Here is a 13,558-nt window from a genome sequence, read left to right on the forward strand (position 1 = left end):
GCATCTCCTTTGTATTCAGACAGACGGACGAAGGGGTGGAAGGAATCAGCGCGCGGGCGTCTTGTGCAGGCGCGGCACGAACAGCAGGATCAGCACGGTGGCGCAGATTTCGACCGCCGCGACCACATACAGGCCCGGCGCCAGGCTGCCGGTAGCGGTCTTGATGAGGCCCAGCATCCACGGCGCGCCGAAGCCCGCGAGGTTGGCGATCGAGTTGATCAGCGCCACGCCGCCGGCGGCTGCGGTGCCGGCCAGGAAGCGGTTGGGCATCTGCCAGAACACGGGGATCGCGCTCATGGTGCCGACGATGGCCAGCGTGAGGCCCGCCAGCACGAGGGCCGGGCTCTGGCGCAGGAACAATGCCACCACCAGCAACGCCCCCGAACCCAGCGCCGCGGCCAGCGCGCAGTGGTAGCGCGACTCCTGGTGGCGGTCGGAGTGAAAGCCGTTCCAGATCATCCCGGCCGCGCCGCACAGGTAGGCGCCGGCCATGATCCAGCCCACGGTCAGCGGGTTGGTGAAGCCGATCTCTTTCACCAGCGTCGGGCCGTAGAAGGTGAGCGACGAGTTCGCCGCGATGATGCAGAAGAAGATCAGGATCAGTAGCCAGAACTTGCCGTTCTTCAGCGAGGCCAGCATGCTGTGCTCGCGGTGGCCCAGCGTCTTGCGGTCGCGTTCCAGGTCGTCGTGCACCAGCTGGCGTTCACGCGCCGTGAGCCAGTGGGCCTGCTCGGGGCGGTCGGTCAGGTAGAAGTAGGTGGCGATGCCGGCCAGCACCGAGGGAATGCCCTCGAGCAGCAGCACCCACTGCCAACCGGCCCAGCCGTTCACGCCATGCATGTTGTTCATGATGGTGCCGGCCAGCGGCCCGCCGATCACCCCTGCGAAGGCCGAGGCCGACATGAACATGCCGAAGGCCTTGGCGCGCCGGCTGTCGGGGAACCAGTAGGTCAGGTACAGGATGATGCCGGGGTAGAAGCCCGCCTCGAACACGCCCAGCAGGAAGCGCAGCAGGTAGAACATCTCGGTGCTCTTCACGAACATCGTGGCGATCGAGGTCAGGCCCCAGCCGATCGTGATGCGCATGATGGTCTTCTTGGCGCCGATCTTCTGCAGCAGCAGGTTGCTGGGCACCTCGAAGAAGAAGTAGCCCAGGAAGAAGATCCCCGCGCCCAGCCCGTAGGCCGCTTCGCTCCACTTCAGGTCGTCCAGCATCGTCAGCTTGATGAAGCCGATGTTGACCCGATCGATCCAGGCCAGCACCCACAGCAGCATCAGGAAGGGAATCAGGCGGAAGATGATCTTGCGGTAGATGCCGTCCAGTTCCGCCGTGGCGGTGGGTTCCCGGACTGGCGCCATCGTGGCGTCCATGCTCATGGTTGTCTCCATTTCTAGGTGTGGACGGGATGCGCCGCCTGGGACCTTCTGTGGGTCCGCTTGCGGCTGCCGTTCCCGCTGGTGGCGAACTGTAGGCAGATATCGCGGCCCCGGATCACGCTCTCTAGAATGTGCGACATAACGGTTTGCAATGAGGGTCCTGCCGCCGGCAACGCCCCCAGAGGCATTTTTTTCCGCCCTGCCGCCATGTCACGCTCCCACGCCCCCGTCGACACCTACCTGCTGCGCGTGCTGGTCGCCCTGGTGGCCGAACGCAGCGTCTCCCGGGTCGCCGTGCGGATGAACCAGACCCAGCCTGCCATCAGCACCGCCCTGCGCCGGCTGCGCGAGGTGTTCGCCGATCCCATCCTGGTGCGCGAGCGCAGCGGCATGGTGCCGACCGAGCGGGCGCTGCAGTTGCGCGACCGCGCGCGCGGCGCGCTGCTCGAAATCGACCGCATGCTCTCGGGCCCCGAGCAGTTCGAGCCCGCCTCCAGCGCGATGACCTTCCACCTCGCGCTGCCCGACTACCTGGCGATGAGCTTCCTGGCCGACGTGACCACGCGGTTCCGCGCCGAGGCGCCGCATGCGCGGCTGGTGGTGCACCCGCTGAGCGTCACCTACGACTACGAGCGCGCGCTGGCCCAGGGCGAGCTCGACATCGTCATCGGCAACTGGCCGCAGCCGCCCGACCGGCTGCACCTGTCGCTGCTGCTCGAAGACGACCTGATGTGCCTCATGGGCAAGAACAACCCGCTGGCCGCCAAGGGCGCCATGACGATGGAGCGCTACATCGCGGCGCGCCACGTGGTGCCCACGCCGTATGCGGCGTCGCAGCGCGGCGTGGTCGAGACGCACCTGGCCACCTTGCGCCAGACGCGCGAGGCCTGCATTGCCGTGCCCTACTTCACCGTGGCACCGCACCTGCTGGTGGGCACCGACCTGGTCTTCACCACCGCGCGCCATTTCGCGATGCAGTTCGTGCACACGCTGCCGCTGGTGGCGGTGCCCGCGCCGCAGGGCTTTCCGCGCATGCGCTTCTACCAGCTGTGGCACGACCGCTCGCAGCACGAGCCGGCGCACCGATGGCTGCGCGGCATCCTGGCGGCGGTGGCGTCGGGGCTGGCGCGGCCCGATGCGGCGGAAGCTGCCGCTCCCACGAGCGCCTAGGCCGATCGCCTTTCGCTCAGGCGGCCGAACCCGGCGCAGCGGCTGCGCTCCCCCACGCGCGTTCCCCTGCCCTTCGGACGGGTTCCCGCTGCCGGCGCCTGTTCTCTTCCGGCGCGCTGGCCGTGGTGCTCAGCCGGTAGCCCTGCCCCGGGACCGCCTGCAGTTCCAACCCATGGCGTCCGGCGCCCAGGCCGAGCTTGCGGCGCAGGCCGCACACGTTCGTGGAAAGCACCCCGGAGCCGCAGCGATGGCCGCTGTCCCAGACCAGCGCGCGCAGTGCGTGGTGGGTCAGGACCTGATCGACGTTCCTGAAGAGCACGATGGCCAGGTCGAACTCATTGGGCGTCAATTCGACCCGGATGCCGGCCACCTGCGCGCTGTCCGCGGACAGGTCGAAGCGGAACGCACCCCACTCGACGAACTGGCCCGCCACCCGTGCCCGTTGCCACTGCAGGAAGCACCGCATCAGGAGGTACGCCTCTTCGAACGAAGACGGCGTCACCTCCACGTGGTCGGGTTCGCGTGCATGCAGGACCGCCAGTTCGCGCAGACCGCGCTTGCCGCCGCTCAGGACCAGGGGGCACTCCGGGCCCACCTGCTCCCGCACCTGGGCGATCAGTGCGCCCGCGGCGCCCGCGTCCACCGGGCAGGCCACGACCACGGCGTCGAAGCGAAGGTTGAGGTAGCGGCACGCCTGCATCAACTCCAATGCGCTGGTGAAGACCAGCGGCCAATGGCCGAGCCTGCGGATGGCCCGCCCCATCTGCTGTCGAGGCCGCAGTTCCGGGTCGATCACCGCAATGGTGGCGCACACGGGCTCGCCCCAGGTGATGGGCAGCCGCAGCGTGGAGGGAATGGCGGTGTGGACTGTGCAATGGCTCTGCTTCAAGGGTCGCTCCAGAGGTAGATGGATCGGATGTCGAATCGCCTTGTGGGCGAACCGAATGGGTGGCCTGTGCGCCGGATGACGGGCTAACGGCTCAGAACTTCGAAACGCCCCGCGCCTTCCCAGGTGCTCTCGGCACCCACGCGCGTGGCAGCAACTCCCACGAAGGGCTCGATCTCGAGCTGCACCGTGAGGCGTTGGCCCTGGGCCAGGCCCGCGCCGTCCATGGGCGACATCCGGTCGCCGGGTCGAAGGAGCGATGAAGGGGCCGAGTTCGTGGCGTCCGCGTGCGATCCGGCCAGGCGAACCGGCCTGCCGTCGAGCTGCGCCTGCACGATCCGCAGGGTGAAGCAGCCGTTCCCGGCAAACCGGAAGCCCGAGTCGTCCGCGGCCGCGCCCTGGAACGACAGCGCCATTGCCGTGCGTTCGGCGCACACCGCCGTGAGCGTCACGAGGCGCTTGCCCAGCGAGGCCCGGGCGGGGTCAGGCTGGCGTTCCAGCAGCTGTGCGCGGGTCATCCGCCCGTAGTCGACGAGCGACTCGCTCAGTTGCGCATCGCAGCGTGCCGAGGCCTGTGCATGCGCCGGTGTTGTTGCCAGCGCGGCAACTGCCATGCCGAACATCGCGCCCATTCGGCGCAGGTTTTTCATCGTGATCATTGGTGTGCTCCCATGGCCGTGCAGGTGGCATCGGCCGATTCAAAGTAGGCGGAGGCGTCGGGCTTGTCCGGCAGCGAAAACGCGAGCCTGCAGCTGTCGCCGTTCGACAGCGTGACCCGCAGGTCCGCGCCGTCCCGCACGTCGGGCAGAAAGACCTGCCCGCCGTCAACGACCGAGGTGACGTACTGGTTGTTGCCATCGACCACCGCCCCGCCCTTCTCGAGCGCCTGCCCTGCGGGACCGATGGCTTTCAAAAGCACCCGGCGGGCGTTGACCACGCCGAAGCGGATGTGGTTCACCGACCCGCGGCCCGCATCCAGCTCCTGGTAGCCGTTCACCAGGTCGACGTTGCGGGGCAGCGACCGGGTCGCGATCTCCAGCCGGCTCGTGTGGTACGGGAACAGCTGCGGGGCCACCGCGCGCCCCCACGCATCGGTCCACACCGGGCCTTGCGGCGTGCCGATCCGGACGCCGGACACGCCCCCCACCGAGACGATGCCGAAGGTGTCCTGCACGGGGTACGGCGAGAACGTGACGCCGTCCTTGTGGGCGACGATGCCGCCTTGCAGTTGCCCGCTGTAGGTGGTGCTCGCGCCGTTGCGCGAGAAGCCCAGGTTGGCCTGCGTGTAGCGCGGCAGCAGGCTCAGACGCCCCGCGAAGTCGTTGCGCCCGTCGCGGCTGTCCCGCTCGGCCGAGACCTGGTAGCTCGTGGTGTCGTTGATGCGCTCGTTGAGCGTGACGCCGGCGCGGGTCCGGTCGTCGTAGCGGTTGACGTACGTCTTCACCGTCTTCGAGCCCAGCGGAATGCTCACGGTGACATAGGCCGCATGCCGGTTGTCGAAGCGCCCCAGGTCGCCCGTGCTGCGTTCCAGGTTGAGCGACACGGTGGCGTGCCGGAACGACTTCACCCACGAGCCGATCACGCGCTGGATGTGGCGTCCGTCGAAGCTCGAGGAGGCCGAGTAGGCCAGCCGGAAAGCGCCGAAGTCTGCGTGGGTCCAGCCGACAGAGCCCGTGTACTGGCCCTTGTAGCGCTGGCGCGTCCAGGTGGTATCGAACAGGTTCGGATTGATCGTGTCCGCCAGGGCGCGGTAGCCCCGGGTCTGCTGCGTGGCGCTCATCGACGCAGACAAGGCGGGCGAGATCACGCTGCTCACCGACGCGTTGACCTGCGTGCCACGCACGCCCTCCCCTGTGGCGTTGGACACGGCCTGTCGAAACCCCGCCATCGTGCCTGGCACCACCATGCGACTCACCGCCCATGCCGCGGCCTGGTAGCGCGAAGCCACCATGGCACCCGCCGTCAGATGCGTGCGCTTGTCCAGGGCCCAGGTGCCGGTGCCGGTCGCAACCCAGGGCTTGTCTTGGCGCTCACCGTGGGCGTACGGGCGGTAGCGTCCGACCGCGAACGAGTAGCCCGCTGTCGTGCGAAGCGCGGTCGCGCCCAGGGCGGCGGCGGGCACCGTGAACGGCCGCCGGGAACCGTCGGCCTCGATGACCGTGACTTCCAGGTCGCTCGCGCCGCTGAGCAGCGGCAGGCCCGTCAGCGAAAACGGCCCCGGCGGGACGACCGTCGAGTAGATGAGCGCGTGGTTCTGCCGCACCTCGACGCGGGCCTGCGTGTGGGCGATGCCTTCGACCACGGCGCCGTTGTCGCGTGCGTCCGCGCGCAGGGCGTCCTCCGGGACGATCTGCACGCCCAGGATCGGATCGCCCGGGAAGATCGAGCTGGCGATGGTGATCTGGCCGCCCTGCACCGTCGAGCCCAGGCCGATCAGCGTCTTCTGGCCGTAGGCATACAGGTGCTGGAGCTTTTCCTTGCCGTTGTTCGACGTGTAGCTCTGGCGGCTGCGGAAAATCCAGTCGCCGACGTTCAGGCCGGCCTCGGTGCCCAGCGAATGGAAGCTGCTGGTGCCCCCGGCATGGCGGCTGTCCATCGTCAGCAGGTCGTAGTTCAGCAGGCCGGCGACGCCGCCGCTGCTGAAGGTGTCGGCGCGCTCGCGGGCCCGGAACGCGTCGGTCGGCACGATGAGGCGGACCTCGTCCCTGCCGGGGCGCAGCTCGACGATCGTGCTGGGAAACTGGCGCTGGAATTCGTCGCAGGCCGTGGCGCCCGCAGCTGCGTCGCCCGCCCCGCGGCTTGCGACGAGGCCGGCCTTGTCCCGCAGCGTCTCGTCGAAACACAGGCGGCCGTCCGCATCGAAGGTGGCAGGCACCAGCCCGCGCCGCTCGCCGTTGACGAACAACGTCACCACGCTCGTCCCGGCGCGAAAACGGGCTTCGTGCCGGAAGTAGTCCGCCAGCTTCGGGTCGATGCCGCGCTGCCTGAGCACGTCCAGGTCGAAGCCCGCGCCCTGCTTTTCCTTGATGAACTGCTCGATGACGTCGGCGCGATCCTCACCGGCCAGGGCAAAGGCCGACGGAGAAGCCAGCAGCACGCAGAGCATCGCCGGCAGGCCGGCCGAAGTGCCTTTCGCGCGCTCGCCCATGGCGGCCGCCGGGGCCACGGTGCGCAAGGACGACAGCCCAGCCATCGTCAGTGCGCCGCGAGCCTGACGTCGTAGCTGGCCACTGTGAAGCCGTACACCGTCGCTGGCACCAGCCGCACCGTGGTGGCCCCCTTCGCAGCGGCCGGCAGGGGCACTTCCACCGTCTCGCCGGGCAGCACATGGGGGCGCGGCAACTCGACCGTCGCGGTCGACGGCAGCAACTGGACCGCGGTGGCCAGGCGCACCACGTACGGGCTGTCGTTCACGACGCGCAGCGTGCCGGTCCCGACCGACCACTTCAGTCGCTTCCATGGCTGGTCGTCCTTCGCCAAGCCCTTGGGGTGGATCAGCACCGGCAGGTTCTGGCGCACGTTCATGGTCACGCGCAGGCCCGGTTCCGTGTTCTTCGGCGGGATGCCTTCGAAGATCACGCGCCGCAGGCGCTGCGTCTTCAGCGGCTCCTTGGTCTGCAGCAGAAAACGCACCAGCTGCGTCTCACCCGGCTCGACCCGGGCGACCGGCGGGGTCACGATCAGCAGGGTGTCGTCGTCCCCGGGGATGCCCGTCAGCGACGTGAACATGAGCGCCGGCTTGGCATCCGTGTTCTTGACGTTGATGCTGGCCTCGCCATCGCTCTCGTTGACGATGACGACCGAGGTCTCCGGCAGCATGCCCGCGGCATGCAGCGGCAGCGGGGCGAGGCCCGCGATCCATGCGGCCGAGGCGGACAGTGCGAAAACAAATCTGGCGGGAGTGAAGTTCACGGTTCTCTTTCCTGTGGTCGGACGAGCGCGTCCGCCGTCTCGAAAGGGGCGCTTTCGAGAAGAATCAAAAATGGGGAGGGACCGACGGGCCGTTCGCCAGCCGTGGCACCGCGTCGATCCCGAACGGTCCGGACGCGATGCCGGCCGGTGCTCAATGCCGCAGCGGGCTCGAGAACGGGATGTCCTGGAAAGGGTTGCGCCAAGCGCCCTGCCCGGCACCACCCTGTATCGGGCGGAAGGCCCGCCCGATACAGCCGTGTGGCTTACAGGTAGACGAGTTCGAAGGTCGACAGGCCATCCAGCGGGATCGCGTGGGTCAACGGCAGGTTGTTGCTCTTGTCGATGGCGGTCACCACGCCGATCGTGGTCGTGATGGACTTGTGGGGATTCGGCGTCGTGGTCGTGGAGCTGTTGACGGCCCCAATGAGCCTGCTCCCATCAGCAACCAGGGCAGATTTTGAGCCAACTTGGCTCCAGCTGGTGCCGCCGTTATCGCTCTGAACGATATACGCGCCGCCTTCACTGGTGATCAGACCCAGGAGCTTCAACGAATAGGCGCCAATCTTCTTGCCATCCGAAGTGCCCAAGCCGAGCTTCATGTTCGGGGCGGCCCCCTGGATCGTTTCAAGCGAAGTGATCGCGCTCGCGGCGCGTTCGTCAATCACCTTGAAGCCGAACCGCGTAGGCGCATCGCAGGTCATGATCAGTTCGATCGACTTTTCCGCGAGCGTGGTTTGGGCCGTCGGGTTCAGCGAGCTGGCGGGAATGTTGCCGTAGTCGACCACGCCACCGCCCGTGAAAACGGGCGTGCAAGGGGATGGCGTGATGGTGCCGGCGATCCGCAGCTCGGCACTGTCGGCGCTCGCCTGGCCGGGCACGACCATCACGGCGGCCGCGCAGGCGGCAGCGGCAAGAGTTGCAATTTTCCTCACAGATATTTCCTCAAGAACTTCGAAAGAGATTTCAACGAAGGATTGTTTGAAGCCCGTCCATGGTCCCGAAACGCGGCCTTTGACGGCGGAAGAATCGAGAATGCAAATGGACGAGCGGGCTGTTCGTCAGTCGCCGCTTACAGGTAGACGAGTTCGAACGTCGACAGGCCATCCAGCGGAATCTGCTGGGTCAGCGGCAGGTTGCTGCCCTTGTCGATGGCAGTCACCACACGGATGTCGGCCGTGATGGCGGTGTGGGCGCCCGGCACCGTTCCCGTGGCACTGGCGGCGAAGGCAACGAGCGTGCCGCCGTCGCCGGTCATGCCGCCCGCAAAGTCCGACCAGGTGGCGCCGCCGTCCACGCTGTTGATGTGTTTGGTGCTGCCTTGATCGGCCGTCTCTTTCGTGATCTGCAACGAATAGGCGCCGATGTTCTTGCCATCCACAGCGCCCAGGCCGAACTTCGCATTCGTGGCATACCCCGGGATGGTTTCCAACGCGGCGACCGCCGTTGCAGCGCGTTCGTCGATCACCTTGAAGCCGAACAGCACAGGCGCATCGCAGGTCAGCGTCAGCTGGGTCGACTTGTCCGCGAGCGTGGTCTGGGCCGTCGGATTCAGCGAGCCGGAGGGAATGTTGCCGTAGTCGACCACGCCGCCGCCTGTGAAAACGGGCGTGCAGGCGGCCGGCACGATGATGCCGGCGATCCGGAGCTCGGCACTGTCGGCGCTCGCCTGGCCGGGCACGAACATCACGGCAGCCGCGCAGGTGGCTGCGGCAAGGGTTGCAATTTTCTTCACTGGTATGTCCTCAAGAACTTCAAAAAAGGGTTCAACGAAGGATTCGTTGAACCCCACCCATGGCCTCGAAACGATGCGTTTGACTGCACCGCAACGAACCCAATCCAACCGCCGATGCATCGGGTTTCGCGTTGCAAGGGCCTTGCGCCTCTTGCAGCGAGTGCCCTTGAAAGTGCGCACGGAAAGCGTGTGAGCGGCGGCGTGTTTTGTTCCGGTGAATTGTTCTTTTCGAGTGCTTTTCCCGATATAGAAATGCCACGAAAAATCGGGAGGTCGACTTAGGGATCGTTCGAAAATTCGAGCCACAAGCCAGCGCGGGCTCGCGCGGCATGCGCCCACGCATCCCCTCGTTGTGATGGTGTCGACGCGGGAGCGAGCGGCCTACGATCCGCCCACTGGGAGGGTCCTCATGGCACACCACCTCGCCGCGCAGCCGCTGCGCCTGATGGTGCTCGACGACCACGCGGTCGTCCGGCATGGCCTGATCGCAAGATTGGCGGACGAGCCCGACCTGTCGGTGGTCGGCAGCCATGCCACCAGCCGCGAACTGCTCGATGCCCTGGCCACCGTGGCGGCGGATGTCGTGCTCGTGGATTTCTCGCTCGGCCCTTCGGACATCGACGGGCTCAACCTCCTGCGGGCACTGAAGGTCCGGCATCCGCGCAGCCGGACGATCGTCATCTCCGCGCACTACAGCGCGGCCACCGTGGCACTGGCGTTGAAAGCCGGCGCGCGCGGCTATGTCGGCAAGAGCCAGGAACTGGACGAGCTCGTGGCGGCCGTGCGCACGGTGGGCAAGGGCCGCATCCACCTGCATCCCGACATGGCGGCGGACATCGCCACCCATTCCGAGGCCGCGTCGCCCCACACCGACGCCGAGGCGCTCACGAAGAACCCGCTGCTGTCCCCGCGCGAGCGCGAGGTGCTGCGTTGCTGCCTGGAAGGCCTGTCGGTCACGCAGATCGCCACGAAGTTCTCTCGCAACGTGAACACCATCAGCACGCAGAAACACGCGGCCTTCCGCAAGCTGGGCATCCGCACGGACAACGAGCTGTTCAAGATCCGCCACCAGCTGGACAAGACATGAATCCCTGGCGCGCTCTCGGGCGAGCGGCCCGGTGGACGATGTGCGGCGCGATGGCCCTCCCCGCCGGCCCTGCCTGGGCGCAGGCGCAGCCCCTCTTCACCGACGAGGAACAGCGCTGGATGAAGGCCAACCCCGTCGTGCGCTATGCCGCCGACACGCGGCTGAGCCCGCTGGAGTCCATCGAGCACGGCCGCTACAAGGGACTGATCGCGGAGTACCTCGACGCGGTCGCCCGCAAGTCGGGCCTGCGCTTCGAGCTGCACGCCACCCCCGACTGGCAGGAAGCCCAGCAGGCCTTCCTCGACGGCAAGGTCGACATGTTCCCGAACGCCAGCGCCCAGCGAACCACGCGCGAGGTCGGCGCCCGGCTGCGCCTGACCGATCCCTTCTTCGTGGCGCAGACGATCATCGTCACGCGCACCGACGCCCCCTTCGTCCTGCACATGAAGGACCTGGACGGCAAGGTGGCGGCCGTGCGCGGCGGAGGCACCTACGCCCATGTCTTCGCCGAGCGCTACCCCGGCGTGCGCGTGCTGCCCACCAGCGAGCCGATGGAAAGCCTCGATGCGGTGATCACCGGCGAGGCCTACGCCGCCATCGGCTCCGACGCGGTGTTTTTGCCCATGATGCGTCGCAGGCATGCGCGCCAGTTGAGCATCTCCGGCACGATCGGCGATCTCCTGTACGTGGCCCAGATGGGCGTTCGCGCCGACCTGCCGCTGCTGCATTCCATCGTGGAGAAGTCGCTCGCCAGCCTCTCGGCGGCGGAGACCGGCCAGATGAACGACCGGTGGCTGGAGCAGACCGACTTCGGCGAACCGTCGCTGCTGTCGATCGTGCGCTACCGCCTGCCGCAGCTGTTGCTGCTGCTCGGCGGCGTCGTGCTGCTCGGCTGGTTCGCCTGGCGCGCCCGCGTGGCGCAGCGCGCCGCACAGAAGAGCGAGCGCACCAAGTCGAACTTCCTGGCGGTGATGAGCCACGAGATCCGCACGCCCATGAACGCGGTGCTGGCCTCCATCGAGATGCTGGCGCACACGCCGCTGGATGCGCGCCAGAAGCGCTTCACGCGCACCGCCTCGGCGGCCGCCGAAGCCCTGCTGTCGCTGCTGTCGCTGCTGGACGATGTGCTCGACCTCTCGAAGCTGGACGCCCGGCGCCTCGCGCTGGAACTGGTGCCTACCGATGTCGACGCGCTGGCGCAGAAGGTGGCGCATGTGGCGCGCGTGAACGCGCAGGACAAGCCGCTGGTCATCGCGGTGCGCACGCACAACCCGTCGGGCCGGCAGGTGCTGATCGACCCCACGCGGTTGCGGCAGGTGTTGCTCAACCTGCTGGGCAATGCCGTGAAGTTCACCGAACGCGGGCGCATCGACGTGACGCTGGAGCTTCTGGACGATGGCGACATGAACGGCCTGCTGACGGTCACGGTGAGCGACACCGGCATCGGCATTGCGCCCTCGCAGCAGGCCACCCTCTTCGATGCCTATTCGCAGGCCGACAACTCGACCACGCGGCGATTTGGCGGCACCGGCCTGGGGCTGACCATCTGCAAGGAGCTGGTCGAGTTGATGGGCGGCGAGATCCGTTTGACCAGCCGGCTCGGGGCGGGCACCTCGGTTGAGTTCGCCCTGCCGGTGAAGCTTGTGTCGCCCCCACAAGAACTGTCCAGGGACGCCGTTGCGGCACATGGCAAACCGTCTTCCGGTCCTGTGGCCACCGTGCTGGTCGTGGAGGACCATCCGGGCAACCAGTTCATCATCGCGGAGCAGTTGCGCGTGCTGGGCTACGACGCCCGGGTCGAAGCCGACGGCGCGGCGGCACTGGCCGCCCTCGCGCCACCGCATCCCTTTGCGCTCGTGCTCATGGACTGCCACATGCCCGGGATGAGCGGCTACGAAGCGACGCGCCGCATCCGACAGCGCGAGCGCGAGGACGGCGCCACCCATCTGCCCGTGATCGCGATCTCGGCCGCGACCGACTCGGCGCACCTCGATGAATGCATGGAAAGCGGGATGGACGGCGTGCTCAAGAAGCCGCTGCGGCTGGACGAACTGTCGAGCATGCTGCAGCTCTGGCTGGGCGGAACGCCGTCGTCGCCGCAACGTCCCGACACGGCCTTGCCGCCGCAGTTTCACGAGGCCATGGCGGAAGACCTTGCAGCGCTGCGCCGGGCGTTCGCTGCCGGCGACACCGCGAGTGCGGCGCACCATGCGCACCGCATCAGGGGCGCGGCCTTGATGGTCGACGCTGCGGCCGTGGCAGCGCCCGCCGATGCGTTGGAGGAAATCGCCCGCGGCGAAACCGCTTCGGATCACATGCGCGTGGCGGACCTGCTGGACGAACTCCAGCTTGCGCTGTCGGCACAGGCGGCGTCCTGAGCAGACGGCGCCCTACGCCCCCGCCATCCGTTCCTTCATCAGCCGGCGAAGAATTGCCAGCGCCGGCGCCTCGGTGCGCTGGCGCAAGGTCACCAGCCCGAAGCGCGCCGTGCCGCGCATCGGTGGCTCCATCCGCAGCTCGACCAGGTCGGGTGCCGACTCGTGCACCGCGAGCAGCACCGTGTCGCTCTGGCGCACCACGTCCGCGATGCTGGGCAGCTCCTCGCACTGCAGGGTCACGCAGTTGGCAGGATGCGCCTGCGGGCCGTAGGTTTCGACCAACCCGCGCGCCACCTCGTCGCTCAGCGGCGTCGAGGCGATCGGGTAGCGCTGCACCGCCTCGAAACTCACGCCCTTGCGCAGCCGCGTGAGCGGATGGCCGCGGCGGCACAGGAAGGCGCCGCGCAGCTCGTACACGTGGGTCAGCACCAGGTCGGGCGCGGGCTTGAGCGCGCGCGCATCGACCACCAGCGCGTCCAGGCTGCGCTCGCGCAGCGCCTGCGCCAGCAGGTCGGTGCTGCCGCGCGCGATCACGGTGCGCACCGCCGGGTGGTGCGTCGCCATGTGCAGCAGAAAGGGCGTCATCAGCAGCGCGCCCGGCCCCGAGCCCAGCCCGATGCGCACCGTGCCGCCCTCGCCTTCGCGCATCTGTCGGCCGCGGTCGCGCAGCGCCTCGGCCTCCGACACCAAAAGCCGCGCGCGCTCCAGCACCTCGCGCCCGAAGACCGTGAGCTCGTTGCGCCGGCCGATGCGGTCGAACAGCGGCATGCCCAGCTCGTCCTCGAGCGCGCGCACGCTGCGGCTGAGCGCGGGCTGCGTCAGGTGCAGCGCCTGCGCCGACTGGCTGAACGAGCCCGTGTGGGCCAGCGAAATCAGGTGCCTCAGTTGAACCAGCGTCATGGCGAAAACCTCGTTTTCATGAATGCATTGGACTCATGCTAATGCAGCCAACAATGCATTGGACGTTGCGTCGAGCCGCTCCTAGCATTCCCCTGCATCCGGCCCCACGAGCCGGC

At 67.9% G+C, this 13,558-nt stretch carries 11 protein-coding genes; 3 read left to right on the forward strand and 8 right to left on the reverse strand.

The window, feature by feature from the left end:
• Positions 1-45: 45 nt before the first annotated feature.
• Positions 46-1,377, reverse strand: a complete 1,332-nt coding sequence (locus tag AC57B8_RS25750; RefSeq protein ID WP_496481148.1) for an MFS transporter — start codon at positions 1,375-1,377, stop codon at positions 46-48.
• Positions 1,378-1,584: 207 nt separating this feature from the next.
• On the opposite strand from AC57B8_RS25750, the gene AC57B8_RS25755 reads away from it, so the two are divergent.
• On the forward strand, positions 1,585-2,547 hold the full coding sequence (locus AC57B8_RS25755; RefSeq protein WP_496481149.1) for a LysR family transcriptional regulator: 963 nt from the start codon (positions 1,585-1,587) through the stop codon (positions 2,545-2,547).
• A gap of 16 nt (positions 2,548-2,563) precedes the next feature.
• Here AC57B8_RS25755 and AC57B8_RS25760 read toward each other — a convergent pair whose 3' ends face one another.
• From AC57B8_RS25760 to AC57B8_RS25785, 6 genes are all read right to left on the reverse strand, one after another.
• Positions 2,564-3,436: a winged helix-turn-helix transcriptional regulator gene (locus AC57B8_RS25760; protein ID WP_496481150.1), complete on the reverse strand. Its 873-nt coding sequence runs from the start codon at positions 3,434-3,436 to the stop codon at positions 2,564-2,566.
• Positions 3,437-3,519: 83 nt separating this feature from the next.
• A complete protein-coding gene (locus AC57B8_RS25765; RefSeq protein WP_496481151.1) occupies positions 3,520-4,092 on the reverse strand; it encodes a DUF1120 domain-containing protein in 573 nt (190 codons plus the stop codon).
• Positions 4,089-6,626, reverse strand: coding sequence for a fimbria/pilus outer membrane usher protein (locus AC57B8_RS25770; RefSeq protein ID WP_496481152.1), 2,538 nt, complete (start codon positions 6,624-6,626; stop codon positions 4,089-4,091). Before AC57B8_RS25770 ends, AC57B8_RS25765 begins: the two co-directional genes overlap by 4 nt.
• 2 nt (positions 6,627-6,628) lie before the next feature.
• Positions 6,629-7,345 (reverse strand): fimbria/pilus chaperone family protein, encoded by a 717-nt coding sequence (locus tag AC57B8_RS25775; RefSeq protein WP_496481153.1) that lies wholly within the window; start codon positions 7,343-7,345, stop codon positions 6,629-6,631.
• Between the two features lie 263 nt (positions 7,346-7,608).
• The gene (locus AC57B8_RS25780) at positions 7,609-8,277 is read right to left on the reverse strand and encodes a DUF1120 domain-containing protein (RefSeq protein ID WP_496481154.1); all 669 of its coding nucleotides are present in this window, start codon (positions 8,275-8,277) and stop codon (positions 7,609-7,611) included.
• 137 nt (positions 8,278-8,414) lie between these two features.
• Complete coding sequence (locus AC57B8_RS25785; protein WP_157755060.1) at positions 8,415-9,134, reverse strand: DUF1120 domain-containing protein; 720 nt, start codon at positions 9,132-9,134, stop codon at positions 8,415-8,417.
• A 352-nt stretch (positions 9,135-9,486) separates the two neighbouring features.
• Between AC57B8_RS25785 and AC57B8_RS25790 the strand changes: the two genes are divergently transcribed.
• Complete coding sequence (locus tag AC57B8_RS25790) at positions 9,487-10,164, forward strand: response regulator (protein ID WP_496481155.1); 678 nt, start codon at positions 9,487-9,489, stop codon at positions 10,162-10,164.
• 50 nt (positions 10,165-10,214) lie between these two features.
• Positions 10,215-12,542, forward strand: a complete 2,328-nt coding sequence (locus tag AC57B8_RS25795; protein ID WP_496481156.1) for an ATP-binding protein — start codon at positions 10,215-10,217, stop codon at positions 12,540-12,542.
• A 12-nt stretch (positions 12,543-12,554) separates the two neighbouring features.
• Here the strand turns inward: AC57B8_RS25795 and AC57B8_RS25800 are convergent, their stop codons facing one another.
• A complete protein-coding gene (locus tag AC57B8_RS25800; RefSeq protein ID WP_095745258.1) occupies positions 12,555-13,442 on the reverse strand; it encodes a LysR family transcriptional regulator in 888 nt (295 codons plus the stop codon).
• Positions 13,443-13,558: the final 116 nt, after the last annotated feature.

It is taken from the genome of Variovorax sp. BGA-UO-ETr-C22 (assembly GCF_059567965.1).

Bases quoted from the DNA above. Each gene is read 5' to 3' on its own strand.
- AC57B8_RS25750 (WP_496481148.1), bottom strand. From the start codon at position 1,377: ATGAGCATGGACGCCACGATGGCGCCAGTCCGGGAACCCACCGCCACG.
- AC57B8_RS25755 (WP_496481149.1), top strand. From the start codon at position 1,585: ATGTCACGCTCCCACGCCCCCGTCGACACCTACCTGCTGCGCGTGCTG.
- AC57B8_RS25765 (WP_496481151.1), bottom strand. From the start codon at position 4,092: ATGATCACGATGAAAAACCTGCGCCGAATGGGCGCGATGTTCGGCATG.
- AC57B8_RS25770 (WP_496481152.1), bottom strand. From the start codon at position 6,626: ATGGCTGGGCTGTCGTCCTTGCGCACCGTGGCCCCGGCGGCCGCCATG.
- AC57B8_RS25790 (WP_496481155.1), top strand. From the start codon at position 9,487: ATGGCACACCACCTCGCCGCGCAGCCGCTGCGCCTGATGGTGCTCGAC.
- AC57B8_RS25795 (WP_496481156.1), top strand. From the start codon at position 10,215: ATGGCCCTCCCCGCCGGCCCTGCCTGGGCGCAGGCGCAGCCCCTCTTC.
- AC57B8_RS25800 (WP_095745258.1), bottom strand. From the start codon at position 13,442: ATGACGCTGGTTCAACTGAGGCACCTGATTTCGCTGGCCCACACGGGC.